Raw genomic sequence first — 25,888 nt, forward strand, 5'->3', positions numbered from 1 at the left:
GACGGCTGGACAACATGTCTATGTGGGAGGTGCAGGAGGGCGGTGAGCCCTCCTGCCGGGGTTTCAGGGGAGTCCCCTGGCCCTCTCTTCTCTTTCCCGCGCCGCCGTAGGCGAGAGGTGCAGGAGGCGGCGAGCCCTCCTGCCGGGGTTTCAGGGGGAGCCCCCTGGCCTTCTCCTTTCTTTCCCGCGCCGCCGTAGGCGAGAGGTGCAGGAGGCGGCGAGCCCTCCTGCCGGGGTTTGGGGTGTCCCCAACCTCCCTTTCCCTCTCCTCTTCCCCGCCGAAGGCGGGGAAAGCCCCAGGGCCGCAGGCACAAAAATCAGGCGCAACACGCAACATTGACAATTCCGCGGCAGCGTGCTATTCTAATCAAGCCGTAATTTAGAGCCACTATTATGTGCTGTGAAAACGTGGCGCTGCTGAAAATACAGCCCCCTTTGTGTGGGGCAGAGGTGGAATTAATAAAGCATGACTGTCAAAATTCGCTTAAAACGTACGGGGATGAAGAAAGCCCCAAGCTATCGTGTTGTGATCGCTGATGCACGCTCCCCCCGTGATGGCCGTATTATCGAGAATATCGGTTGGTACAACCCACGCGTCGAGCCTTCCGCCATCAACATCAACGAAGAAAAAGCTCTCAGCTGGTTGAAAAACGGTGCGCAACCCACAGAGTCCGTTACTCTGCTCCTCAAGCGCGCTGGCATCCTTGACCGTTTCACACAAGAGAAGGCCGCTGCTAAAGCTGCTCCCGCTGCTGAATAAAGAGCGTCCTGCTTACTGGCACCGGCCAGGTTGTATCTGAAGTAAGGATACTATATGCGGAAACTGATTGAGTATGTAGCTCAGTCATTGGTGGACGATCCTTCCGCCGTTCAGGTGCGTGAAGTTCGCAACGATCGTAACGCGCTCGTGCTCGAGTTGCACGTGGGGGCCGATGACTTTGGTAAAGTAATTGGTCGCCAGGGGCGTGTCGCCAAAGCGATGCGTACACTGCTACGCGCGGGCGGCACCCGTGAAGGTCGTCATACCTCACTTGAGATTCAATAACCAGAGTTTTTCTCAGGCTGGTCAGACAGAAATAGAGCTACGTGCTATGCAAAACACGACAGAATGGGCTACTATCGGAAAAATAGTGGCCCCTTTTGGTATTCGGGGTGAGGTGAAGGTCTTCCCACTCAGCGATGTACCCGATCGCTTTGTGTCGCTGGAGACCGTCTATCTGGCGCCCGACCACCATCGCCTCTCCATTGTCGGGGTGCGCCCCCACAAGGGAGATATGCTGCTACTCAAATTTAAGGGTATCGATGACGCTAACGCTGCCGAGAAGCTGCGTCAACGCGATATTGTGATTCCTCTCTCCGAACTGGCCAAATTGCCGCCCGATTCATACTATCAGCATGATATCCTCGGCCTGCGCGTCCTGCGCATGAGCGGTGAGGAGGTCGGTGTGATTACCGACATCTGGACCACGGGGGGAAACGATGTTTACGTCATCAAGGGAACGCAGGGTCAGCAGATTTTGATCCCGGCCATCAAAGAGGTCATCAAACAGATTGACCTGATCAGGCAGGTGATGTATATTGATCCTATGAAGGGGTTGTTGGATGATGAGGCGGTGATAGATGATCCTAATCAAGAAGAGATCGAATAACCAGGCAAATGTACCATCTGTACGGATAAGGGGCCAATGGAGGCCGTCGGGGATCGCATCTTGTGGTCCTTATTCTACAAACGACGCGGTGAAACAAAAAAGAACGTTTAGTCGTGTTTGTAACTGGTACCTTGTGTTTCTACTGTTGTTGCGTTGATTGTATAACACGCCGCAGTATATCCTGTAGGGGGAGGAAATTTATGTCCGACCACATGCCGACTCTTGCTGATGTTTGTAGTGCCATTGCCGAAGGAAGACTGACCGCCGCCTCTGATGGCTCTACCTATCAGGTTAATGCGTTTGAGTTGCGTCGTCACTTCAATAAACGTTACTCCCTTCCCGCTATTTCTTTCCTGGAAAACATGCTCTCGCCCGCTCATTCCGATTCCTGCGACTCCACCAATCTCGACCTCTGCAGCTTTGGCCGCTAGAGGCCTTTTTTGTGGTGCCGCCGACGGCGGCACCACAAAATAGAGAAGACCAGGGGAGACCCCTGGACCCCCACAGGGGCTAGCCGCCCCTGTGAACCCCGCAGAACCTGTGCAGGGCACCACACGCAAAATAGAGAAGGCCAGGGGAGGTCAGGGGCCTTACAGGGGCTGGCTGTCCCTGTGAACCCCGCAGAACCTGCTGTGTGGTGAATTTTCAAAAGCTGTTTTGAGATGAGAATGAGAAAAGTTGCGCAGTTGGATGCGAACGACTATAATATGACTTGAATTTCAGCGGGTCGATTTAACCAGCGACCTGTTGATCGATATTATCATAAAGATTTGCTCGACCCGGCATATTTCTGATTTTTAATAGAAGAGATGTGTCTCACGGCCGCCTGCAATAAACAGCATAGGAATATGCTCTATGCGGTCTTGAAGGAAAGGTATGGTATGGAGCCACTTAATTCAGACTATGAAGTTGTTGTTCGTGAACCGAACCCCCGTGCGCGTTTTAACTGGCTATATGTTTTCCCGATTCTGGGGGGACTGTGGCTGCTCTATTTACTCCTGGCGGCCGTCTTCCAGTTTCCGGTAACTGGCGCTGTCGATCCCGTCATGGCATTTATGCTGGTGATGTTTTTTGTGATGGCTGGCCTGCTGTTCTGGGCCCTGGCCCCCAGAAATCGCCACTAAACCGGGTTCCCACGCTTCCAAAATGAGGCATACACCCTTCGCAAAAGATCGTGTATGTCTCATTTCATTCGTTCCGCTCTAGAATCACTTTATCTGTTCTATAACCAGCTCCGCTTCCTCTGCTAGAAAATCCACCTCCACCCCCGCGCAAGCAGATATTCTGAAACTATTGGTCCGCGCCCAATCGTGTTAAAAGGTGTTGTGGTCGCTATAGGCAGACCCTTCACAAAGCTGTTTGACAGCGTGCATAATAAAAACTGACAGGACCGTTTCAGCGTGTGCTCGCGGCCTTGTTGTCACTCTATACATTGATATCAGGTAACCGATATTTCGGCCTTTGGCATCGCGCAAGCTTTTCACCGCTTGCTTACCAGCTACCTGCATATGCAAGTAAACCGGGATGTAAAGTGTACGATGCTCGTATAGTGAGGAGTACTTATGACAACTGCAGAAACGACTTCCCAGGTGCAACAATGGACAAATCTTGCCCAGCAATTACGTGTTGATAGTATCCGTTCGACGACTGCGGCAGGTTCTGGACATCCTACTTCGTCGATGTCAGCGGCCGATCTGATGTCGGTCTTGATGTTGAGCCACCTGCACTACGATTACGGGGATCCGAAGAATCCTGCGAACGATCATTTTATCCTGTCCAAGGGACACGCGGCTCCGCTGCTGTATTCGATGCTTAAGGCGGGTGGGGCGATTGAAGATGAAGAACTGTTGACGCTGCGCAAGTTTGGCAGCCGCCTGGCCGGCCATCCCACCCCTGAGCTTCCATGGGTGGACGTGGCGACCGGTTCTCTGGGACAGGGCCTGCCGGTCTCGGTCGGTATCGCGGCCGTGGGCAAGTACCTGGATAAGCTCCCTTACAAGGTCTGGGTCCTGCTGGGCGATAGTGAGATGGCTGAAGGTTCTAATTATGAAGCCTTCCACCTGGCCGAGCATTACAAGCTGAATAACCTGATCGCGATTATCGACTGTAACCGTCTGGGTCAGCGTGGTGAGACCGAGCTAGGCTGGAACACCGAGGCCTACGCGGCCCGCGCCCGTGGCTTTGGTTGGAACGCCATCGTCATTGATGGCCACAACTACGAGGAGATCGACCAGGCTTATCGCCAGGCTGCCGAGGCCACTGATCATCCGACCGTCATCGTCGCCAAGACCATCAAGGGGAAAGGCGTCTCCTTCCTGGCCGATAAAGATGGCTGGCATGGTAAGGCATTGAGCGCCGAGCAGGCCGAGCAGGCCATCGACGAATTGAAGCCAGCCGCGCGCAGTATGGTCTATCCTGTACAGAAGCCCGCGCCCGCCAAACCAGCCCCACTGGGAGAGAAAAAGCCCCTTGAGCTACCACGCTACGAGCTTGGTTCGACTGAGGCGACGCGTAAAGCCTACGGTGATGCGCTGGTCGCGCTCGGTGCCGCCAATCCCGAGGTGGTCGTAATGGATGGTGAGGTCAGCAACTCCACCTACGCCAACGAGTTCACCAAGGCCTATCCCGATCGCTACTTCGAGCAGTATATCGCGGAGCAGCAGATGGTGGCCTTTGCAGTTGGTACCCAGGTGCGTGAGAAGGTTCCCTTCGCTTCGAGCTTCGCGGCTTTCCTGTCGCGTGCCTATGACTTTATCCGCATGGCCGCTGTCTCACAGGCCAACATCCGCCTCTCTGGCTCACACGCCGGAGTCTCGATCGGTGAGGATGGACCTTCGCAGATGGCCCTGGAAGACCTGGCGATGATGCGCGCGATCTGGAATAGCACGGTGCTCTATCCCAGCGATGCCAACCAGACGGCTAAGCTGGTCGCGGAGATGGCTGACCACGGTGGCATCTCCTACATCCGCACGACACGTGAGAAGACGCCCGTCATCTATGGTCCTGATGAGACCTTCCCCATCGGTGGTAGTAAGGTCGTGCGCCAGTCGGATAAAGACCAGGTGACTGTGGTGGCGGCAGGTATCACGCTGCATGAGGCTCTGGAAGCTTACGAACAGCTCAAGAGCGATGGCATCAATATCCGTGTCATCGATGCCTACTCGGTGAAGCCCATCGACGATGAGACCCTGCTAGCGGCCGCTGCTGAGGCTGGAGGTAAGATCATCACGGTCGAGGATCACTGGCCCGAGGGTGGTCTAGGTGAGGCTGTGCTGGAAGCGTTCGCGCAGGCCGCTGTTCCTATGCCTCAGGTCATTAAAATGGCCGTTGAGTCGATGCCAAGCTCCGGCAAGCCCGCCCAGTTGCTCGAAGCCGCCGGCATCAGTACCCACGACATCGTCCAGGCCGTCAAAACCCTGGTTCGTGGCGCAAAATAAAATTATTCGTAGATAAACGAGTATAAGAATATGAAGCGTAGCAGGTGCGCATATGCACACCTGCTACGCTTCATATTCTTACACTCGTTTATCTCATACCTACAAATATCCCACTCTTGAAACTGAACTACAGCGCCTCGCGTGTCCCTAGCAGATTAGTTAACATTTTTCTATCTTTATAGCAGCGAGGGGGTATCTATGTCTAATAAAACTGCTTCCTTTCTTATCAATCCGCGGGCAGGCGAGAATACGGCGAAGTTGTCGGATATTCTGGCTGTGCTGGCGGCGGGTGGATACAAAACTACGATCGCCTTAAAAGAGTACGGCAAGCATATTATGGCTATGTCGCGCGAGGTGACGCTGGGCAAGAAGAGTGATGTGGTTATTGCCTATGGCGGCGATGGCACGCTGAATCAGGCCGTCAATGGTGTGATGAGCGTGAAAGGCAAGCGACCGACCGTGGCGCTGATCCCCGGTGGGACCGCGAATGTGTGGGCCGGCGAGATTGGTATTCCAACCGATCCTGTGAAGGCCGCATTGGCCCTTCTCAATAGCGAGACGCGCAAGGTGGATGTGGGGCGTATCTCGTTACGCTCGATCGCTTTTCCGGGCGACGATAAGCCCTCGATTTCACTCTCTAAAGCTGGTAAAAAGGCTACTGAGGAGAGCGGGGAGGTGCGCCACCATTTCCTGCTGATGGCGGGCATCGGCCTGGACGCGGCCATTATGAGCGGCGTCTCCAAGCCATTGAAGTACCAGATCGGACCTTTCGCCGTTGCTGCGTCAGCTGCTAAAGAACTGCCTACGCAGCACCCTTTCCCGGTTGAGATCCTGGTTGGTGAGGGGAACGATTCGCTCTGGCGGGGTGAGGCAATCCAGATCGTGCTGGGCAATACGCGCCGCTACGCCAAGGTTGAGCGTATTACGCCGGATGCCTATGTAGATGATGGAGCCATCGATGTCTGCGTGATTACATCTGGCAATGCATTGACGACCATGCAACAACTGTCGTCGCTGCTGCTGCGCCAGAAGCCGGACAACACGACCGCCGAGTACTTCAAGGGCGCCCATCTGCGCATCAGAGTACCAGCCAGCGCCCCCTTACAGGTAGATGGCAGCTCGATCAAGCTCAAAGATTATCTGAGCTCCAGCGACTGGGAGAAATTGGCGCATTTAAATAAGGAGGCCCTGGACCAGGTCTATATCACCTATCAGATCGATACGCTGCCTCAGGCCCTGCCGGTCGCTATTCCCAGGACGTATGATGAGGAGCTGTTCGAGCACACCTACCATCCGGCTGATAAAGATCGTGTTGACCATCAAGAATCAGATCCGGCCCCGACCCAGAGGGTCAGGCATGGCCTCTTCAGTCGCCATCGTAAAGATGATGCAAAGGCCGTCGATACCTCCGCCCAGAAGCATACAACCGCGGTAGAGACGCTAACGGAGTCAGAGCTGCATAGCGACGATGATAAATCCGAGCAAGAGATGGAGCACGTCAAGGAACTGAGCAAAGAGCTGCCTGATGTGATGGATGCCCTGGCCTCCCATGGACGCAAGGTAGCCGTCTACGGTAAAGCACCCAACGCCTCGGCGCCCAACACCTATGTGATCGCCGGAGAGGTCCAGAAGAGATCAGGTCAGTCCGATCCAGGCGCGGTAGTCGTGAACGAGAAGACCACCATCTTCGACCGCCAGGGGCGTCGCATCTCCAACATCGAGGCCGCCATGCGCGACCTGGCCGAGGGCGCGGTGATCATCGTCGATGGCAAGTGCAGCAAACGTAACGTAGTCCAGGCCAAACGCTTGGTGCTACCATAAGACCACTCCTTTTTATTGTTGATCCCTTTCCGCGTTTACCATACATAGGATCAACCATAAATCTCGTCTGAGAATCCTGCGGCCCGCCTGCGCTTTCACACCTATGTACGGTGCTCGCAAGTCAGTATTATGGTGGTGCATCGGAGGCGCATCCGCGCCTCCGATGCACCACCATAATACAAAATCACTGCGGAAGGCAGATGTTTTACGCTAGCGATGTTGCACGATCATAAGTGAGTTAGTGCGACAGGGGCGCATTCGCGCCCCTGTCGCACTAACTCAAAAAAACCAGTGCGGCCGCGCACGCGGACGTCCGTGCGGGGGCGCTCACGCTCCACCAACGCGAGAAGCGTGGGGCGCTTGCGCTTCTCAGACCTATAGGGCTGAAAGGAGCTTATTCACGCCTATGCGCTACCATCTACGAGAACACGCCTGGGGCCTGACCGACACCTTTACTGTACGCGACGACGCCGGAAATGCTGTCTTTGAGATCCATGGCAAATTCTTCCACGTGGGCGATAACCTGGTGATGCGAGACCTCTATAGCGGCCAGCAGCTGGTCCAGATCAAGCAAAGACTGATCTCCCTGCGGCCCAGCTATGATATTTTCCGCAATGGTGAGCACTGGGCCAACGTGCATGAGCAGTTCCGCTTCTTTGGCGAGCGCTTCAAGGTCCAGGGCGACAATGGTATGGTCTTTCATATCGATGGCGATCTCTGGGCCTGGAACTTCGCGATCAGTGACGACGCCGGCAACCTGCTGGGGCGCGTCGGTCGTGAATTTTCGCTGTTCCACGAGAGCTACGGCGTCGATGTCGCCAACGGCGTGGATGCCCCCTTCATCATCGCCCTCGCCGTCGTACTCGAAATGGTAAAGGACCATCAAGAAGATCATTAATACGAGTAGAGTATGTGGCGGCCCCGACGCGAGAGCGTCGGGGCCGCCACATACTCTACTCGTATTAATGATCTTGTCTCAGCTTGCCAGCGAGGGTTTGTTGCTGGTCGGTTTTGTTTCATTTTTATGGACGAGCGTACCGGTCCAGGGGGTACCGAGCAGCGGGAGCAGGTAGCGGTCGATACCGTAGTAGCCGCCGATCCTCCAGGCCAGGACCAGGAACAGGGCCAGCGTACCGATCACAGGGTTGATGCTCACAGCGCCTGCCAGCATGAAGTTCAGGTTCATGAAGACTCCGAAGAAGGCCGCGATACCGGTCAGGGCACCGAAGATCAGGCCGAGGCCGACCAGGATCTCACCAAAGGTGACGGCATAGGCGAAGACCGCCGCGTTCGGCAGGGCCACGTTCTGCAGGAAGGCCGCGTACCAGCCCTGTACCGCCGGATGGGCTCCCGTAGCCTGGGCCAGCGCGCCCGCCACAAAGCCCTTCATGGCCGCGCCATCATGTCCACTGAACACCCAGGGACCACCCTTGGCCACCTCTCCAAATGAGCCGATGGCGATTGAATGACCGGTCAGCTTCTCGAAGCCAGCGGTAATCCACTCATACCCAACATACAGGCGAACGATAAGCCACAGCCATGCCATCCGTGTATCGGCAAACAGGAAGCGAGCAATCGGAGGCTCTGAAATCTGTGTGGCTGTGCGTGGTTGAATTGCTTGAAACTGACGCATGATCGAATCTCCTTTTCGAAACATCGATATGATTAAATCTTGATGATAGCGTGCTACAAAACTCTTTTTCTTTGCTTGAGCCATCCAGGAAGAACCTCGCTCCCTTGCCACCCACTCTTTTCTTTCCTGTTCTCTCTGTATCTCTCACATCCATAGAATAAGCCCTTCCCCTCTCATAAAGATCACAAAAACGAAGGAAGAGATCACCGTGACTTCACAATGCGGATCTCGCATTGTGAAGTCACGGTGATCTCTTCCTTCGTGCCCGAATGCCATATATTTCGCGCCTGCGGCGCTCATGTATTTTTCCAGAGGGTGATGCAACGGGTGGGTGCGTCCTCACCCACCCATTGCATCACCCTCTGGAAAAAATGGGGCTTGACCGTAGGTGCTGGGCTTGCCCCAGCTTTGTCGCGCAGCGACCTGTGCCCGGCCGGTTCGATACCTTGTGAATGATCCCTCGCTCTACGCGCTTTCCAAATAGGGCAGCTCCCTGGATCTCATAGATGGTATTTAACGACCAGCTTCTGTAGCCAGCTGCTCTGTTTGTCGGAGGGGACAAAGTTGTTCTTGCGCAGGCGCTTGGTCATGTCGGCGATGAACTTGCGCTCCTGCTGCGTGACGCGCCCACTGTCGGGATCGATCGTATCCACGTAGGCCTGGAGCTGCTGTACCTGCTTGCGGATAGTGTTGATCTGAGAGCTTGAGAGGCCGCTGCGCGCTTCGGGAGTCTGGGAGCTTTGCCAGTGCTCGAAGCCATCTTTGTTGTTGTTCCAGGCGCCAAGGCCCGCCAGGTAGTCGGCGCGCTCGTTCTGCTCGTGTCCGGCGTGTCCGCGTACCCAGATGAATTTTGGCTTCGCCTTGCGATAGCTGAGCATCTGGCGATAGATCTCCCACAGATCGGGATTGGCCTTCATCTGATAGACGCCGGTGGCGACCTTGATGGTATACTCGCTATCGCTGTAGATTGTCAGTGGAAGCGTGGGGGGCGCGATCGAAAGGACGGCCAGGACCGCCGAGATCTCGGCGCGATTGTTAGTGGTAGTGGGCGACTTGGGAATGTGCCCGTAGCACTCCACGCACGGAGCCTGCCGGGGAAGCTGCTCTCCGACCGCGTCGACGGCCGCCCACAGCAGGGCGCTCCATCCGGCCGGTCCGCCGGGATTTTTGATGCACGCCCCATCGGTATAGGCGATCACCCCGCTCTTATCCAGACCCGGCAGCCCGGACCGTACATCTATATCGAGAACAGCTTTAAGGATCGAACTCCACTCTAACGAGGCTTGAATTTCGCTCACGCCAAAACAACCTTTCCTGGTATTGATCGATATCACATGTATGGTGCAGTTTAACACAGACCCCTCCTCATCGTCACCATCTCGCCCGCCATCACCGTAGGTTCGGCCCTCGCGGCCGATTTCTCCTCCCCGCATGAAAATGCATCCCACATATGCAATATCTGTTTCCGGTCCCGCGCGTTCGGCGGATATTATTGTGCGTGGAGAGGAAATCGGCCGCGAGGGCCAATACGTTTAACTTGAGAGCAAGCAACAAGAGAAACGACCAGAGTACGTGCGGGGCTTGCCCCCGCTTGTTTCCTCGCCGCTCGACAAAGCAACCAATAGGATGCGGTGCATCCTATGCAACCGTCCTTGATCGCTTTGAGGGGCCTTTCCGTTTGGGATGCAAAGAAGCGGGGGCAAGCCCCGCACGTACTGTGTTCTTCTCTCGTTTTGCACGATCTTCAATTGAACGTATTGGCCGCGAGGGCCGAACCTACGGAGGGATCGTGTATGGGGGAACACAATATCAGTCGCTTATGGTAGAATTGTGTTGGGTTTGTTTATGTGTATCACTCCCCGCTTGTTGGGATGGGATACACGCAGCAACAATAGAGATCAGGTATTTTCGATGAATACTATGCAAGTCGTACATCTATGCGCCATGGCAGGATTGGGGGAGCCGCTGGAGGAACCTCAGGCGGTTACCGGCGGGCTGCTGCATCGCGTGTGGCGGCTCAAGACCAGCACCGGCACGTTCGCGCTGAAGCAGTTAAACGCGGCGCTCTTACAGCGGCCGGGCGTTCACCATGCCTATCGCTTATCTGAAAAGATCGCCGGTGAGATGGCGGCGCGGGGCATCCCGGCCGTGGCGGCGCTGGCGCATGACGCGGGCGATGTCCTCTACGAGCTGGATGATATGACCTTGCTTGTCTATAAATGGGTCGATGGCGCGGTGCTATCGACTGAAGGCGTGACGCTTGAGCAGGTGCGCCAGGTCGGAGCCCTGCTGGCGCGCATGCATGCCCTGAACCTGCGTCTCCCCGAAGTGCCGCCCCTTGAGTGGACGCACTTTGAGGACGAGGACTGGGACATCCTGACCTTTCAGGCCTCTGATCTCAATCTTGCCTGGGCCAATCCGGTGCGCTCGGTCCTGCCGCGCCTGCTCGAATGGACCCGCGCCTATGAAGAGGCCGGCAAGGTGTTGAGCCAGCATATGCTGGTGAGCCATACCCATTGCGATCCCTCCAACGTCATCTGGAGCGATCCCAGGACCCCCTGGCTGATCGACTGGGAGGCGGCTGGACTGGTGAATCCGACCATGGAACTGGTGGGGACCGCCCTGACCTGGAGTGGCCTGCTCACGGGTGAGGGCGATAAGGAACGTTTCACCGTCCTGTTGACAGCCTATTGTGACGCCGGCGGGACAATCGTCAGCTCCGGCCAGGACGCCATCAATGGCTACATGGGCACCATGCTTGGCTGGCTGCTCTTTAACATGCGTTGCACGCTGGGCGAATCTGTGGCCTCAGATGAAGAACAGCTCATCGGCCTCCGTGAGACGACCAGCACGCTGGCTAGCTTGCGTATTCTGGCGACCCACGCACCCACCTGGGCCGCCCTGCTCGACGCCTGTCACTAGCCTGCCCTCTTATTTCAATATAATAGAAGAAATGCCGTTTTTCATTGTACCGTCAAAGGGAAAAAATCCATGACCACGACTAAAGCGCGTACAGAGCCGGTAGCGGGCGACGCACAGCCAGCTACCACCGAAACCCTGGAACGAAATCCAGGGATGCCCCTGGACCTGGGGTGGGTCGGTCGCGTACACATCAATCGCAGCGCGATCGAACGGCGTGCGGCCACCCTGCCGGCGCGCCGCACCGTGAAAAAAGAATGGCAGGCCGCCTGGCTGCTGCGGGCCATTACCTGCCTGGATCTGACGACGTTGTCGGGCGACGATACCCCCGGCAATGTACGACGCCTGTGTGCCAAGGCGCGCCAGCCGGTGCGACCGGAGATCCTGCAGGCACTGGGCTTCGACAGCCTGCACGTCGGGGCGGTCTGCGTCTATCACCAGTTTGTCGAGACGGCCGTCGAGGCCCTGAGCGGCAGCGATATTCCGGTGGCCGCCGTCTCGACCGGCTTCCCGGCCGGCCTCAATCCGTTTGAGCAGAAGCTGCAGGAGATCGCGGCCTCCGTGGCGGCCGGTGCCCGCGAGATCGATATCGTGATCTCGCGCCATCATGTGCTGACCGGCAACTGGCAGGCGCTGTATGACGAGGTCAGGGCGTTCCGCGAGGCCTGCGGCGAGGCCCACCTGAAGACGATCCTGGCCACCCACGAGCTGGCGACCCTGCGCAACGTCGGCATGGCCAGTCTGGTCTGCATGATGGCCGGGGCTGATTTTATCAAGACCTCGACCGGGAAAGAGCCGGTCAACGCGACGCTGCCGGTTGGCCTGGTGATGGTGCGCGCCATTCGCGATTACTATGAGCAGACCGGTTATAAGGTAGGCTTTAAGCCGGCCGGTGGCATCCGCGCCGCCAAAGCCTCGCTGGACTGGTTGGCCCTGATTAAAGAAGAGCTGGGCAACGAGTGGCTGAACAACAATCTATTTCGCTTCGGCGCCAGCGGCCTGCTATCCGACATCGAGCGCCAGCTAGCCCACTTCGTCAGTGGTCAATATGCCGCCGCTTATGAAAATCCGATGGTCTAGTCTGGGAAGGTGATGTTAATGAGTATCATGGAAATTTTTGAGACGATGGAGTACGGCCCGGCCCCGGAGGCCTCTTCTCTCGCACTGGCCTGGATAAAAGAGCATGAGCCGTTCCAGCTGTTCATTAATAATGAGTGGACCGCGCCCGCCGCTGAAACCTATTTTGAGAGCAGCAATCCCGCCACCGGTAAGGGACTGACAAAGGTCGCCGCCGCCGATAAGGCCGATGTAGACAAGGCGGTGGCCGCCGCCCGCAAGGCGTTTACCTCGTGGAGCAAGACGCCGGGACACGTGCGCGCCCGCTATCTCTACGCTATCGCGCGCCACATTCAGAAGCACGCGCGCCTGCTGGCGGTGCTGGAGTCGCTGGACAATGGCAAGACCATTCGCGAGACGCGCGATCTCGATATCCCGCTGGTGGCCCGCCACTTCTATTATCACGCCGGCTGGGCCCAGTTGATGGAGAGCGAGCTACCCGGCTATCAGCCGGTCGGCGTGGTGGGGCAGATCATCCCCTGGAACTTCCCGCTGCTGATGCTGGCCTGGAAGATCGCGCCCGCGCTGGCCATGGGCAATACCGTGGTGCTGAAGCCGGCCCGCTATACCTCGCTGACCGCTTTGAAGTTCGCAGAGATCATGCAGGAGGTCGGGCTGCCGGCGGGCGTGGTCAACATCGTCACCGGCGAGGCCTCCAAGGCCGGCGACGCGCTGGTCAACCATCCCGACATCGATAAGATCGCCTTTACCGGCTCGACCGACGTTGGCCGCAGCATCCGCAAAGCCACGGCGGGTAGCGGCAAGAAGCTCTCGCTTGAGCTGGGCGGCAAATCGCCCTTCATCGTCTTTGACGACGCCGACCTGGATAGCGTCGTCGAGGGTGTGGTCGACGCCATCTGGTTCAATCAGGGCCAGGTCTGTTGCGCCGGCTCGCGCCTGCTGGTGCAGGAGAACATCGCCGAGCGCCTGGTCAAGAAGCTGCGCGCGCGCATGGAGAACCTGCGCATCGGCGATCCCCTGGACAAGACCATGGATATCGGCGCTATCGTCTCGCCGGGACAGCGACAGGAGATCCAGAACCTGGTCGATATCGGCGTTAAAGAGGGGGCGCAGCTGTGGCAGCCGTCTACGGCCTGTCCGACTGATGGCTCGTTCTTCCCTCCGACCCTGTTTACCAACGTGGCACCCGCCTCGACACTGGCTCAGGTAGAGATCTTTGGTCCGGTGCTGGTCACCATCACCTTTAGAACCCCCGCGGAAGCGGTTGAGATCGCCAACAATACCCGTTACGGGCTCGCGGCCAGTATCTGGAGCGACAACATCAATCTGGCCCTGGATATCGCTCCTAAGTTGAAAGCGGGGAGCGTCTGGATAAATAGTACCAATCTGTTTGACGCGGCCTGCGGTTTTGGCGGTTATCGCGAGAGCGGCTATGGTCGCGAGGGCGGCAAAGAGGGACTCTATGAGTATGTGAAGCCTGCCTGGCTCGCCGCGCACCACGGCCGTTCCGGCGGCGCGAAGGCGGCCGCGCACTCCGCAGAGCAGCTGGCGGCCAGCAACGGCAACGGCGCGGTCCACACGGATGCGCTGGAGGAGTTCTCGGTCACCGATGCGCAGGATGGCTATGGTTTCCCACCCATCGATCGCACGCCCAAACTGTTCATCGGTGGCAAGCAGGCGCGGCCGGACTCCGGCTATAGCCTGACGATCACGGGTCCCAGCGGGCGCGTGCTGGGTGAGGTCGGCGAGGGCAATCGCAAAGATATCCGCAATGCCGTGGAGGCCGCGCACAAGGCCAGCGGCTGGGGCGGCGCCTCCGCGCACAATCGCGCCCAGATCCTCTACTATATCGCCGAGAACCTGGGCACGCGCGAGGCCGAGTTCGCGCGCCGCATCGCCGAGCAGACCGGTCGTAGCTATGCCGACGCGCTCAACGAGGTGCAGACCAGCCTGTCGCGCCTCTTCAGCTACGCGGCCTGGACCGATAAGTTCGAGGGGAGCGTACATCTGCCGCCGCTGCGCGGTGCCGTGCTGGCCATGAAGGAGCCCATCGGCGTCATCGGCCTGGCCTGTCCAGACGACTATCCGCTGCTCGGCTTCGTTTCGCTGGTCGCCCCGGCCATCGCCATGGGCAATACCGTGGTGGCTATCCCTTCGTCGCGCGCGCCCCTCAGCGCCACCGACTGCTATCAGATCTTCGAGACCTCCGATGTGCCGGCCGGCGTTATCAACATCGTCACCGGCGAGCGCGAGACCCTCAGCAAGGTCCTGGCCGAGCACCACGACGTCAACTCCATGTGGTACTTCGGCAGCGCCGAGGGTTCGAAAGCCGTCGAACTGGCCTCGATCAGCAACATGAAGCGCACCTGGGTCAACTGCGGTCGTGGCCGCAACTGGCTCGATCGCGTCCAGGGTGAGGGCGAAGAGTTCCTGCGCGAAGCCACCCAGGTCAAAAACATCTGGGTCCCCTACGGCGAATAAAAAAGTACCCCTCGTGGCGCCGTTAGCTGGCGCCACGGGGCAATACATTCAACTTTAGAGCAAGCAACAAGACGTTCATGTCTGGTGATACCACCCGGCATGAAAATGTTCATTTTCAGAGGAGAAAAGAGACCACAGTAGGTGCGGGGCTTGCCCCCGCTTGCATGCTCGCCGCTCGAACAAGCAACGAGCATGATGCGATGCATCGCACGCAATCGTTCCTGATCGCTTTGAAGAAGCTTTTACTCTTGGGAAGGAAGCAAGCGGGGGCAAGCCCCGCACCTACTGTGGTCGTTTCTCGTTTTGCATTTCCTTAAATTGAACGTATTGGTGCCATGGGGCCTTTTCGCACCTGGGCTACAACAGACCGAGCTCCCTGGCTTTGAGGGCTGCCTGCGTCCGGTCGCGCACACCCAGCTTGCCCAGGATGTTGCTGAGATGGTTTTTGACGGTGCCGCCCGCGATGTAGAGGGTCTCGCTGATCTCGCGATTAGACGCCCCGCGCGCCAGCAAGGTCAGGATCTCTCGTTCGCGCTCGGTCAACTGCTCCATGTCTCCCCCACCGATCGACGTCGGAGCGGCGGGCTCGCTGGGCATCGAGGAGAACGTAGCGATAACTTTACTGGCAACATCGGGATGCAGGAGGACCTGCCCCTGGGCGACCACGTGGATGGCCGTGGCGAGCTGCTCGGCGGTGATGTCCTTGAGCACGTAACCCAGCGCCCCCGCTTGCAGGCCCGCCTGGATCAGCTCTCGATCATCAAATGTTGTCAGGATGATGATGCGGATCTCGGGCCAGCGCTCTTTGAAGGCGCGGGTAGCAGCTATGCCATCCATGCGTGGCATACGCACGTCCATCAGCACCACATCGGGGACCAGACCCCTGGCCTGAAGGTGTTCGGCTGTAGCCAGTGCCTCCACTCCATCACCCGCCATGCCAACCACCTCCAGGTTCGGCTCCAGCTCGATCAGCTTGCGAAAACCCTCGCACAGCAGGCGCTGATCATCCACAATCATCACACGCAGATGCTCTGCCATGTCTATCCCTCCACTCTCATTGCGTGTGCGCGTATGGCCCTACCTTCCTCCCGCATTTTGCGCGGGATCACCACTTCAACGCGCCAGCCGTGCCCCCGATCGGGTCCGGCCCGCAGGGTTCCATTTAGCAGCGCGACACGCTCACGCATCCCTGGCAGACCGAAGCCAGACGCCTCATGTTCGCGATAAGGTGAGGTCCCTTTCCCGTTATCCAGTATGGTCAGCTCCACCTGGTCGTCGCCCGTGGATAGGTGCAGCAGGACCTTTGTTGCCTGCGCATGTTTGCGAATATTGGTGAGTGCTTCCTGCGCACAGCGGTAGAGTGCCAGGCTCAGTTCCGGATGCAGCGGGTGAGTCGCCTCTTCCAGATCGAGCGAGATCCGGGTCTGATGGCTGGTCGCTTCAAATTCCGCCACTAGCCTGCGCAGCTGCTCCTGCAATGAACCACTCTCGGTTTCGTCGGGTCGCAGCGCCTCAACGGAGTGACGTACGTCCGTCAGGCAGGACTTCGCTACCTGCCGCGCCAGGAGCAACTCCTCACGCAGACGGGGATCGCCGCGTGCTTCGAGCTGAGTCGCCGTTTCCAGCTGGACCGCGAGCAGCGTCAGCGCGTGGCCCAGCGTGTCGTGGATCTCGCGAGCGATGCGGTTGCGTTCGCGAATGACCGAAAGCTCCTCTACCTGGTCACTATACTCCTGTAGTTGCGCATGGGCCGCCTCCAGCTCGCTGATTGTCGCTGTGCAGCCACAGGTGGCGCCAAACGAGATCAGCAGGATCATCTGACCTCCGAGATCCCACTGTTGGAAGATGAGAGTGATCGCGAGGCTAGTGCCCACGCAGAGGGCGGCCGCCGCGATTAAAGCGAACGTGCGTGGTCGACCCGCCATCAGTATACAAGCAGTGGTTGTCGGCAGGATCGGTAGCCAGTAGATATCGTCTCTGCTCGGCAAAGGGATGAGCAGGGAGGCACAGGCCAGGCAGAACAGGGCGAGCCACCAGAACGGATGCGAACGTTGTCTCCCGCTATGGTAGATCAGGAGCCAGGGGATATAGATCCCTGTGAGCAAAAGCAGGCCGAGCGGATTGAAGCGCTCTAGAACGAGACCAAAGATATAGCCTATCCCGACGACGCAATAGGCGGCCCATTGCGTGAACCAGCCTAATGGCATGTGTTTTGGGTGTATATGTGGCGCGCTCTTATAAATCATGCATCCGTCCGTCAATGGTAGCTAACTTGCATAAAGTTATGCTTATTTTTTTCGAGTATACCTCATTGGCTTTCTTGTGTGCCAGTGTCTGCGGTCACGGATGCAGGTGGGGGAGCATGACCTTAGCCATAGTAGCCGACTTTCAAAATAGGTCCACGTTCGTGACTGTTGGGGCATGTGTCGTCCGACGCATTCCGGCTATACTCGGCACCAGAAAGATTGATTACTCACCGTGGCCTGTCCATCCGGTGCAACAGAATAGTGAACTACACTGAAGAGAAAGAAAGGGACATACTTATGCCTACTGCCGGTCTGGATGCAGAACTCCTGCATCATTCACAGAGCCAGACGACGTTTCGCAGCGTGAAACTGCTCGTCGGCTGCTATCTCGCTATCAGCGTGCTTACCCTCCTGGCGGCTATTGTATTGCGCAATAATCCTGCTATCGTGACTCCCGCCGTCTGGATTCGTGGCATCATTGTCGTTGCCAGCGCCTCGCTCACGGCCTCCTTTACCGCCCAGATGGCTCGTGGCTCCAGGCGCGGCTATCTTCGACTGCGCATCGTCTCCGCCATCATGCTGATCGCCGTCGTTGTTATCATCGTGCTTCCCGGCACCTTCCCGCTCTGGATGAAGATCGAACAGGGAGTCTGTGGACTGCTTCTGCTCGGTGTCGTCGTGCTCGTCAACGGCCGGCATCTGCGTTCGACCTTCGCGCGTCGCTAAAGCAAGCGCCATCATATCAAAAGGCCCTGGGGAGAAGGATTTCTCCCCAGGGCCTTTTGATATGACTGTTTAACGGCCGACGACGGAGCGGAGCTCCTGTACGACCTGTTCGAGCTGTTCGGCGGCATCGGTAGCGGACGACGCGCCGGACTGCAATTGTTCGGTTACCTGGGTGGCCACTTTCAGTGCGGTGGCTAGCTTCTGGTTGCTGGCATGCTGGTAATCCAGAGCACTGACCAGGTAGTTAGCCGAGCGCGTGATCTCATCCAGTGCCTGTTCCACCTGGGCCGGATTCATCTGGTTGCGGTGCTGCCGAATGAGCTGCGTGGTGTTATTGAGTTTATCCGAGGCGACCTTGGCGGCCTCGGTATAGTACTGCACCGATTGCAACCCGACCTGCGAGGAATCCACCACCCAGACCTGCTCACCGGCGGCATCCTGCTGGCTCTGGGCCAGGATGCTCAGCGCCTGGCTGTTGCCGCGCAGGCTCTCAACGGCGCGCTCGATCGGACGCGAGATACCGAAGCCGGCGAACGCGCCGCCGATGGCGACGATCAGGGCTGCCAATCCGGCCAGCCAGTAGATGGTCGTTACCTGCTGATTGGCGATGTTGGTGACGCTATTGACCGGGCTGAGCACAAAATATTGCCAGGGGACGGTGATGGCTGTCCGGCGCGCCACCTCAAAGTCTTCCTGCTGACCCTGCGGGCGGGCGGTAAAGATTTCGGATGCGTGATTGTTTCCAATGTGGCTACCCAGCGCCGGATCATAAGGGCCGTTGATCTGCGATTGGTCGCCGTAGCGTTGCTGGTTGAGGATCTGCTGCTGGGTATCTGTGGTGAGCGGCTTGATGCTGGTAAACAGTCGGTTGGGATTGGTGTCGGCGATGCGCACCCCGCTCTCGTCGGTGATAAAGGCGTAGCTGCCCTGACCATGAACATTCAGGTCCTTTTTGACGATCTCATTCCAGATATAGTCCATTTTTAGCGTGGCGCGCATGAAACCCAGAACCTGGTGAGGATTGGCATCTGGTATGGCCGTCGGAAAAATAGGAGCGTAAATATCAACGGTCGCAACCTTTGTGCCGGGATCATAGAACACTGGCGAAATAAATTCTTTGCCCGCCTGAATGTCTTTTAACTGTTGGGGTGTCGCATAGGCATTGCCACGTTTGGGCGTTCCGTTAGGATAGGATTGAATCAAGTCGCCCTTTGTATTAAAGAGCGCCCAGTGACTATAGTCCTTGCTGCGGCTCTGCCCCGCTTGTAAAGCAAACGTGGAGTGCAATAGTCCGTCTTTATATATCGCCGGCGGCGTGGTCTCTGGCGAAAGCGCCATAAAGGCCTGAACGCTGGGCACCTGGGCGAGTGCCACCGCATCCAGTTTGCGTTCATTAAAATAGGTATCGATCAGCTGCACGCGCGTCTGCGAATCGCTGGTCATGGCGTCGTTGGCCTGGTTGAGCAACGTTGGCCGCGTCTGCGTTATGATGAACAGAACTACCAGCAGCAGCGGGATGATCGCGGCGAACACGTAGCCGATCGAGATGCGCAGAGGTAGTGGAAATCCTCCTCGTCTTTTAGTTTGTTTATGTGTTTGAACCATATTTCTTATTGATCCTTTGTTTTAGTGCGGTTAGCGAACAATTCCAATGCGTTCCAGGTCATACAGAAGTTGTTGAACCTCTCCTGGTTGACGACCTGTCAGGCGAATAAGCTCCATAACGGATCGACTTCCGTCGATGAGTAGATACAACTGACGGTGATGACGTGAAAGGTTGGCCTGGGCCAATCTTCTCAAGCCTTCTTCAGGGGTGCAGGCGCGTTGGGGTCCGCTTTGGCTGGCCTGGATAGAGGGGATAGGCGTGGGCATAGATGGCAAGGCGGGCATGGGCCCTGTGCTGGGTCGCCGCCGGGAATCATGTGGCAAGGGAGATGACACCGATGGACGAATAGCAGGTAAGGATGGATTGGTGCTTGCCGATGATGAAATCTGCAGATTCTCCATCGGGCCCGTGGCTCTATCGATATCATTTACAAAGATAAAGCGACACGGTCCCCAGGTTTTGAGCCAATCCATGGCGGCTTGCCCTTCAAGTTGCCCACATTGAGCTGAGATGATGCGGCCCTGTAAAAAAGTGATCTCTCCCCACTCCCTCTGTGGCTCGTCCCCTCGTTCAATGGAGAGCTGTCCTGTTTTGCGCCCAAGTTGGAGAACTTGAATTACATTCATTAATTGATCTGTCGCGATACCGCGTCGTGATGCCATGAGCGTCTTGCTCCGTCTCTAAGCAGGTTAAACCCTTAAGTTTTCTCTATTGCAGATTGTATAAGCATAGCATAAAGAACGGAAAGTGTGATCATTTTTGCCTTTTAATGAACTGAATCGCCTATTAAACAGGACCATTTTCCTTTCGTTACTGAGTAATATAAGTCCTAAGTGATAGTTGCGGCATTGCCTGTTTTTTGTTTTTCTGAGGTATGATCAGTGGGTGGCTATAGACCCTTAAACATGCGATAATAAATCAAAACGTTGTTGAGGTCTATTTGTGGTCTACCAGAAGCATGCAGCCGTAGTTGTCCAGTACTGTGCTCTTGAACGCGTGCAGCAGTTTGAAAGTAGGGAGCTATAATCTTTGATGGAGTCTCACAACCCCTCTCAGCCGCCTGGGTCTGGGCGCGATATGAGAGGAACTGGTGACAGCGCACCACCCACGGAGCTACTTTCGATTAACGAATTGGCTCGCCGTTGCTCGGAGGAGACCAATAAGTTCCTGAAGCAGAACGTTTCCAATGAGCGTTATTGCCTTGAATTATTTCGCCGTGCTATTATCAATCGCGACGAGGGGGCGTGGAGCTATATCTATCAACAGTATGCGCCCCTGGTCCTGACCTGGGTGACACAGCACCAGAGCGCCGCCCCGATCCTGGGACAGGATGGGGGAGCGCCGCTGGTCAATGCCGCCTTTGCCAAGTTCGCGCAGGCGCTGACCCCGCTCAAAATTGCCAATTTTGAATCGTTGGCGGCTATATTAAAATATATGAAGATGTGTGTGCATAGCGTGGTGGCGGATGAGGTGCGGGTGCGGCAGGCGCGCCAGTATGAAGATACACTGGATTCCATCGAGCATGAGCCGGCCAGTGATGATCCGGCCGAGGATGTGGTCTCCAGCCTCGCGGCGCAGCATCTGTGGCAGATTATCCTGGAAGAGGTGCGTGGTGAAGATGAGCGCATCCTGATCTATGAGGCCTACGTTCATGGCATGAAGCCAGGCGAGATCAGCGCGCAGCATCCACGGCACTTCGCTTCGGTTGATGATGTGTACCGCATTAAGCGCAACGTTTTGGAGCGCCTGCGCCGCAATCGGCGCCTGCAGGCCCTCTTCCGGCGCTAGCTATTTCCCATCCCTGCACGTTGGTATGGCGAGAAATCTCGCATGATGGGTCCGAAAAGCATGAATGGGCTCGTTTATTTTGATGAAGGAGTAGACCCAGGGTCTTCTTTCCAGGCTTTCAGCTTTGTAGAGTGAATGTGCCTGCGGTGTGGCTATCGTATGGCTATATTGTATGCGCGGACGCCATCTCTACCGTTCTACCTGTATACGGACGATCCCGCTGGGGGAGGGAGAAATGTGCTGAACCTGTAGCCTATGTTGATATAGAGGAAACGCTGATGGAGTGTCGTGAACCAGGTGCGATCAGCAATGAAGAGCTCATTGCCTACCTTGAGGGCGAACATGTGCGGCCCGCTGTGGTAGAGCACCTTGCGCGCTGTCAAAAATGTTCGTCCCAGCTGGCAAGCTATCGTCGTATGGAACGTCGACTGAGCCAGAAGCTGTATCGCTGGGACTGCCCGTCTAATCAGGTTCTGGGTGATTTTGCCCTGGGTCTGGTCGATGGGGATCATGCCGTCGCTATTCAGGCGCACCTACGCATGTGCGTGCTCTGCTCGGCTGAAATGGTGACGCTGACAAATTTTCTGGCCGCCGATCCGCTGCCTGTGGCCGTTGGTCGCGTGGGTAGCCCGGTGGTGTCTCGCCATGCCTCACGGCCGCTGCAGGATATCAAGCGTACGCTGGGGCAGGTGCGTGAGCAGACGGCGGAGGGGGCGCGGCGTATCGTTGCCCTGCTGCTGCCTCCCCAGCCAGGATTCGCCTTCCAGCGTAGCCTGGCCGAGCCAGGGTTAGCCTGGCCGCGCGACTACCAGGCTGAGGATGTCCATATATCCCTGCAGCTTGAGAGCAGCCCCAGGCAGCGCGGCGCTTTGCAGTTGATCGGCCTGGTCACGCGCCAGGGCAGCGCGATCAATGCCCTGCAGGGCACGGCCGCGCAACTGATGACCGCCGAGGGAGTCGTCCAGACGCAGCACATCGATGAGTTAGGCAACGTTATCTTTCCCGCCTTGCAGCCCACTACGTATACCATTGAACTCCAGTTGCCTGAGGGTGTCGTAGTCATCGATCAACTCCCGGTACAAGAGGCGCGCTAGATAGAGAACCTGGCAAAACCATGACCCCTCAAGATCTTGTGGCGGCGCTGGTCGGCATGAACGAGGAGCAGGGGAGGCAGCTGTTGCTGGCCCACCTGCCCTTTTTCAGTACGCCGGCCCTCGATCGCCTGGTGTATGGGCTCAAAAAAGAGGCCGATCGCAGCTGGAATGCCGACGTGGAGCGCTCTTTGACGCTCTCGGGCTACCTGGTGTTGATCGGCGACTTCACGAAGAGCACCTATTATCATGCCCTGGGATTGATGGCGCGCGGAGATGCGCTGCGCCGCCTGGCACGCAATCAGGAGTCGCTGCCGTTTTTTGATGCCGCCGGCGAGGAGTTTCTGTCGATCGGCGATGAGGTGAGTTGGGCGCGTACGCGCTTTGGCCGCATCAATGCCTGCCTGGGCCTCAACCGCACCACCGAGGCGATCCAGGATGCCGAGAAGGCGCGCACGATCTTTATGCGCCATGGCAAGCTGCTGCGCGCGGGCCAGATCGATGCCAACGCGGCCATCATTAACTTCGAGCTTGGCCGCTATGAGCAGGCCCTGCACCTGTTTGATCGCGCCATCGAGACCTACCTGCTGCATGACGAGAATGTCGATCTTTACCTGGCCCGCGCCCAGGGTAACAAGGCGCTGACCCTGGCGGCGCAGGGCAAGTTTCGCGAGGCCGTGGCCCTGCATGAGCAGGCGCGAGCCACCTTTGATCGCTATGGCGAGCGCGAAGAGATCTCGGTGGCCCGCGAGGAGCTGAATATCGCTGATATCTACGCGGCCCAGGGCCACTATAGCCAGGCACTACGCCTCTACAATCAGAGCCGCGAGCGCTTCCAGCGTCACAAGATCATTTTCGCCGCCTACGAGGTAGCGCAGCAGATGTGCCTGTGCCTGGTGCGCCTCAATCGTGCCCAGGAGGCCTACGAGCTGGCCAGTGAGACCATCGATTACTTCCGTTCCTCGCCCTCCCAGCGCCATAACCTGGCGCGCTCCCTGATGCATAAGGCCGCCGCCACCATTCTGCTGGATGATATACGCTCCTCTGAAGAGATGCTGCGCGAGGCCAGCAGCCTGCTGGAAGAGGGCGGCTTCCATCGCCTGGCGGTCCTGGCCCGTCTGCAGCGCGCCGAGCTCTACTTCGCCGATCAGCAGGTCGAGGCCAGTGCGCGCGAGGTCGAGCACGTGGCCGACATCTTTGCTGAGCAGGAGGACCTGCCCCGGCTGGCCCAGGCGATCTTGCTGCAGGGTCGCATCGCCGACGCGCGCGGCGACATTCCGATCGCCCAGGACCTCTGCTCGCAGGCGCTGGACATCGCCCAGGGGCAGGGCCTGCTTGAGCTGCAGTATCGCTGCTTCGATCTGCTGGGTCAGCTGGCCGAGCGTCGCGATGATCTCGAGGGGGCCGCCAGCTACTATGACCAGTCTATCCAGGGCATCGACGAGGTGCAGAGCCGTCTCGTGCTGGATGAGCGCACCAGCTTCCTGGAGAATAAGCGCGATATCTATCAGCGCGCCATTATTCTGGCCCTGCGCCGTGGCCAGGTCGAGCAGGCCCTGACCTACGTCGAGAAGGCCAAGTCGCGCGTGCTGGGCGACTATCTGCGTCACAATATCGATATCCGCGTGCGACCTGATGACCGCATGAGCGAGGATATTCTGGATGCCCTGGTCAAGGCGCGCGAGGAGCATGCCTGGTTCAGCTCGATCGTCTACCATACCGAGGATGAGTCCAACTTGAGCGATACGGCCGTCATGCGCATCCGCGCGGTCGATCCCGCTACGGCCCGGCAGGAGATGCAGCGGCGCGAACGGCGCATTGAGCAGCTCTTTGAACAGATCCAGCTGCGTTCGGCGGGTTCGCTGGTCCCACGTTCCCATGCCGATTGGAAGTATCCAGGCATGGCCGAGCTGGGCCAGAAGCTGGCCCCCGGCGCGCATCTGCTCGAATATTATCTCTCGGACCGCGACCTCTACATCTTTCACCTGACCTCCTCCGGCATGACCGTGCGTACCGTTCTGGACGCCGTGGTCCAGCTGGAACGGCTCTATTCCCTCTGGCGTACGAATCTGGACCTCTCGGGTCGCGTGGCCAACACCGCCGATCAGGCCCAGGCCTTTCTGAGTCTGCAGAGCAATAGCCTGGGACTGCTCAAGCGCTTCTATGAGCTGCTTCTGACACCAGTGGCGGATCTTCTGCGCGGCTGCCGTCATCTGACGATCGTCCCTTATGGCATGCTGCACTTCGTCCCCTTCCACTGCCTCTACGACGGGCAGCGCTTTGTGATCGAGAAGGCCGAGATCTCCTACCTGCCCTCCACCACGCTGATGGATATTTGTCGTCGCCGTGGCCAATCAGTGCTGGAGCGCCACATCCCCCTCCAGCAATCGCTGGTCATGGGGCTCTCCGACAGTGGACGCCTGGAGTACGCGATCCAGGAGGCGCGCACGGTGGCGCGGCAGCTCCAGGTGCACTGCGCGCTCAACCAGGAGGCCACGTCGGCCCTGCTCTGGCAGCGCGGCCCCCTCAGTCCCATCGTCCATATCGCCGCCCACGGCCTCTTCCGCCTGGATGCTCCCAACTTCTCCCACATCCAGCTGGCCGATCGCCAGCTCAGCACCATCGAGGTCTTCAACCTCAACCTCTCTCAATGCTCGCTGCTCGTCCTTAGCGCCTGCGAGACCGGCCGCGCCGTCGTTGGCGGCGTCGACGAAGTCATCGGCCTCGGTCGTGGCTTTCTTTATGCCGGGGCCGCCTCCATCCTTCCCACCCTCTGGAAGGTCGACGACGCCAGCAGCGCCGACCTGATGGCCCACTTCTACCAGGCCCTGCTGGGAGGTGCCAGCAAAGCCACCGCTCTGGCCTATGCCCAGCGCGTCTTTATCGCCCAGGCCCGCGCCACCTCCGCCCACGCCTACCGCACCCACCCCTACTTCTGGGCCGCCTTCCACCTCATCGGCGACGCCGGCCCCCTCCTCCCCGCCTGAAATTGCCGGGGAAATCGGGCACGGCCCGAACCTATGAGCTGGGGGATGGGGTGCCATTCATGTTGTTGCAAAAAGAGAAGGCGACAAGCAACACGAAACGCCCCACCAACGAGAACCGCCCACGTGGGGTCGATCTTCAACGGTCGACCGGCCCGCGAGCGCCAGCGATTGCGGGCCACGTTCCCCCACGATACCACTTCCCCTGCCTTCCACGCTGGGAAACGTGGTTCCCACACGTGAACGTTGCGCAGGCGTTCCTAAAAGCCAACGTTCCTCCTGGGGTACCACGTGGGGCGAGATGGTTCCCACGAGAAGCCGAACCGGCCGGGGACGGGGGCCGCCGTCGCTGGCGCTGACAGCCCGGTCGACCGTTGAAGGTCGACCCTACACGGGGATGTTTGCGCTTTTCCACGTTGCTTTGATGCTG

The 25,888-nt window shown here is 58.0% G+C and carries 23 protein-coding genes; 17 read left to right on the forward strand and 6 right to left on the reverse strand.

The window, feature by feature from the left end:
- Positions 1 to 466 precede the first annotated feature (466 nt).
- The 8 genes from rpsP (at position 467) to AABA21_RS33175 (ending at position 7,805) form a co-directional block, all read left to right on the forward strand.
- Positions 467 to 760: a 30S ribosomal protein S16 gene (gene rpsP, locus AABA21_RS33140; RefSeq protein ID WP_338256884.1), complete on the forward strand. Its 294-nt coding sequence runs from the start codon at positions 467 to 469 to the stop codon at positions 758 to 760.
- A gap of 54 nt (positions 761 to 814) precedes the next feature.
- Positions 815 to 1,045: a KH domain-containing protein gene (locus tag AABA21_RS33145; protein WP_126597586.1), complete on the forward strand. Its 231-nt coding sequence runs from the start codon at positions 815 to 817 to the stop codon at positions 1,043 to 1,045.
- Between the two features lie 46 nt (positions 1,046 to 1,091).
- Positions 1,092 to 1,649 carry a ribosome maturation factor RimM gene (rimM, locus tag AABA21_RS33150; protein WP_338256889.1) on the forward strand — a complete coding sequence of 186 codons (558 nt, stop codon included), beginning with the start codon at positions 1,092 to 1,094 and terminating at the stop codon, positions 1,647 to 1,649.
- Positions 1,650 to 1,849: 200 nt separating this feature from the next.
- Positions 1,850 to 2,080: a hypothetical protein gene (locus AABA21_RS33155; RefSeq protein WP_338256890.1), complete on the forward strand. Its 231-nt coding sequence runs from the start codon at positions 1,850 to 1,852 to the stop codon at positions 2,078 to 2,080.
- Positions 2,081 to 2,530: 450 nt separating this feature from the next.
- Positions 2,531 to 2,773 carry a hypothetical protein gene (locus AABA21_RS33160; RefSeq protein WP_338256893.1) on the forward strand — a complete coding sequence of 81 codons (243 nt, stop codon included), beginning with the start codon at positions 2,531 to 2,533 and terminating at the stop codon, positions 2,771 to 2,773.
- 438 nt (positions 2,774 to 3,211) lie between these two features.
- On the forward strand, positions 3,212 to 5,086 hold the full coding sequence (locus tag AABA21_RS33165; protein WP_338256895.1) for a transketolase: 1,875 nt from the start codon (positions 3,212 to 3,214) through the stop codon (positions 5,084 to 5,086).
- A gap of 198 nt (positions 5,087 to 5,284) precedes the next feature.
- Positions 5,285 to 6,907 carry a diacylglycerol/lipid kinase family protein gene (locus AABA21_RS33170; protein ID WP_338256896.1) on the forward strand — a complete coding sequence of 541 codons (1,623 nt, stop codon included), beginning with the start codon at positions 5,285 to 5,287 and terminating at the stop codon, positions 6,905 to 6,907.
- A 406-nt stretch (positions 6,908 to 7,313) separates the two neighbouring features.
- Positions 7,314 to 7,805: an LURP-one-related/scramblase family protein gene (locus AABA21_RS33175; RefSeq protein ID WP_338256898.1), complete on the forward strand. Its 492-nt coding sequence runs from the start codon at positions 7,314 to 7,316 to the stop codon at positions 7,803 to 7,805.
- A 78-nt stretch (positions 7,806 to 7,883) separates the two neighbouring features.
- Here the strand turns inward: AABA21_RS33175 and AABA21_RS33180 are convergent, their stop codons facing one another.
- Both AABA21_RS33180 and AABA21_RS33185 read right to left on the reverse strand, forming a co-directional pair.
- Entirely contained in the window at positions 7,884 to 8,540 is a 657-nt protein-coding gene (locus AABA21_RS33180) for a DoxX family protein (protein ID WP_338256901.1), read from the reverse strand.
- A gap of 500 nt (positions 8,541 to 9,040) precedes the next feature.
- Positions 9,041 to 9,838 carry a ribonuclease HI gene (locus AABA21_RS33185; protein ID WP_338256903.1) on the reverse strand — a complete coding sequence of 266 codons (798 nt, stop codon included), beginning with the start codon at positions 9,836 to 9,838 and terminating at the stop codon, positions 9,041 to 9,043.
- Positions 9,839 to 10,451: 613 nt separating this feature from the next.
- On the opposite strand from AABA21_RS33185, the gene AABA21_RS33190 reads away from it, so the two are divergent.
- The 4 genes from AABA21_RS33190 to AABA21_RS33205 all read left to right on the forward strand — a co-directional run bounded on the left by AABA21_RS33190 (position 10,452) and on the right by AABA21_RS33205 (position 15,334).
- Positions 10,452 to 11,462, forward strand: coding sequence for a phosphotransferase (locus AABA21_RS33190; protein ID WP_338256904.1), 1,011 nt, complete (start codon positions 10,452 to 10,454; stop codon positions 11,460 to 11,462).
- Positions 11,463 to 11,531: 69 nt separating this feature from the next.
- Positions 11,532 to 12,539 (forward strand): deoxyribose-phosphate aldolase, encoded by a 1,008-nt coding sequence (gene deoC, locus AABA21_RS33195; RefSeq protein WP_338256905.1) that lies wholly within the window; start codon positions 11,532 to 11,534, stop codon positions 12,537 to 12,539.
- Between the two features lie 18 nt (positions 12,540 to 12,557).
- Positions 12,558 to 15,017 carry an aldehyde dehydrogenase family protein gene (locus AABA21_RS33200; RefSeq protein ID WP_338256906.1) on the forward strand — a complete coding sequence of 820 codons (2,460 nt, stop codon included), beginning with the start codon at positions 12,558 to 12,560 and terminating at the stop codon, positions 15,015 to 15,017.
- A 77-nt stretch (positions 15,018 to 15,094) separates the two neighbouring features.
- Positions 15,095 to 15,334 carry a hypothetical protein gene (locus AABA21_RS33205; protein WP_338256908.1) on the forward strand — a complete coding sequence of 80 codons (240 nt, stop codon included), beginning with the start codon at positions 15,095 to 15,097 and terminating at the stop codon, positions 15,332 to 15,334.
- 40 nt (positions 15,335 to 15,374) lie between these two features.
- Here AABA21_RS33205 and AABA21_RS33210 read toward each other — a convergent pair whose 3' ends face one another.
- Both AABA21_RS33210 and AABA21_RS33215 read right to left on the reverse strand, forming a co-directional pair.
- On the reverse strand, positions 15,375 to 16,055 hold the full coding sequence (locus tag AABA21_RS33210) for a response regulator (protein ID WP_338256910.1): 681 nt from the start codon (positions 16,053 to 16,055) through the stop codon (positions 15,375 to 15,377).
- Between the two features lie 2 nt (positions 16,056 to 16,057).
- Entirely contained in the window at positions 16,058 to 17,224 is a 1,167-nt protein-coding gene (locus AABA21_RS33215) for a sensor histidine kinase (RefSeq protein WP_338256912.1), read from the reverse strand.
- A gap of 336 nt (positions 17,225 to 17,560) precedes the next feature.
- Between AABA21_RS33215 and AABA21_RS33220 the strand changes: the two genes are divergently transcribed.
- Positions 17,561 to 17,989: a hypothetical protein gene (locus tag AABA21_RS33220; protein WP_338256913.1), complete on the forward strand. Its 429-nt coding sequence runs from the start codon at positions 17,561 to 17,563 to the stop codon at positions 17,987 to 17,989.
- Positions 17,990 to 18,058: 69 nt separating this feature from the next.
- Here the strand turns inward: AABA21_RS33220 and AABA21_RS33225 are convergent, their stop codons facing one another.
- Together AABA21_RS33225 and AABA21_RS33230 are read right to left on the reverse strand one after the other, a co-directional pair.
- Positions 18,059 to 19,594, reverse strand: coding sequence for a PDC sensor domain-containing protein (locus tag AABA21_RS33225; protein ID WP_338256915.1), 1,536 nt, complete (start codon positions 19,592 to 19,594; stop codon positions 18,059 to 18,061).
- A 30-nt stretch (positions 19,595 to 19,624) separates the two neighbouring features.
- Entirely contained in the window at positions 19,625 to 20,257 is a 633-nt protein-coding gene (locus tag AABA21_RS33230; RefSeq protein WP_338256916.1) for a DUF4388 domain-containing protein, read from the reverse strand.
- A gap of 370 nt (positions 20,258 to 20,627) precedes the next feature.
- On the opposite strand from AABA21_RS33230, the gene AABA21_RS33235 reads away from it, so the two are divergent.
- The 4 genes from AABA21_RS33235 to AABA21_RS33250 all read left to right on the forward strand — a co-directional run bounded on the left by AABA21_RS33235 (position 20,628) and on the right by AABA21_RS33250 (position 25,817).
- Positions 20,628 to 21,383, forward strand: a complete 756-nt coding sequence (locus AABA21_RS33235; RefSeq protein WP_338256918.1) for a sigma-70 RNA polymerase sigma factor region 4 domain-containing protein — start codon at positions 20,628 to 20,630, stop codon at positions 21,381 to 21,383.
- Positions 21,384 to 21,661: 278 nt separating this feature from the next.
- A complete protein-coding gene (locus AABA21_RS33240; RefSeq protein ID WP_338256920.1) occupies positions 21,662 to 22,477 on the forward strand; it encodes an anti-sigma factor in 816 nt (271 codons plus the stop codon).
- Positions 22,478 to 22,497: 20 nt separating this feature from the next.
- Positions 22,498 to 25,461: a CHAT domain-containing tetratricopeptide repeat protein gene (locus AABA21_RS33245; RefSeq protein ID WP_338256922.1), complete on the forward strand. Its 2,964-nt coding sequence runs from the start codon at positions 22,498 to 22,500 to the stop codon at positions 25,459 to 25,461.
- A 59-nt stretch (positions 25,462 to 25,520) separates the two neighbouring features.
- A complete protein-coding gene (locus AABA21_RS33250) occupies positions 25,521 to 25,817 on the forward strand; it encodes a hypothetical protein (RefSeq protein ID WP_338256924.1) in 297 nt (98 codons plus the stop codon).
- Positions 25,818 to 25,888 lie beyond the last annotated feature (71 nt).

Source organism: Dictyobacter halimunensis (genome assembly GCF_036245075.1).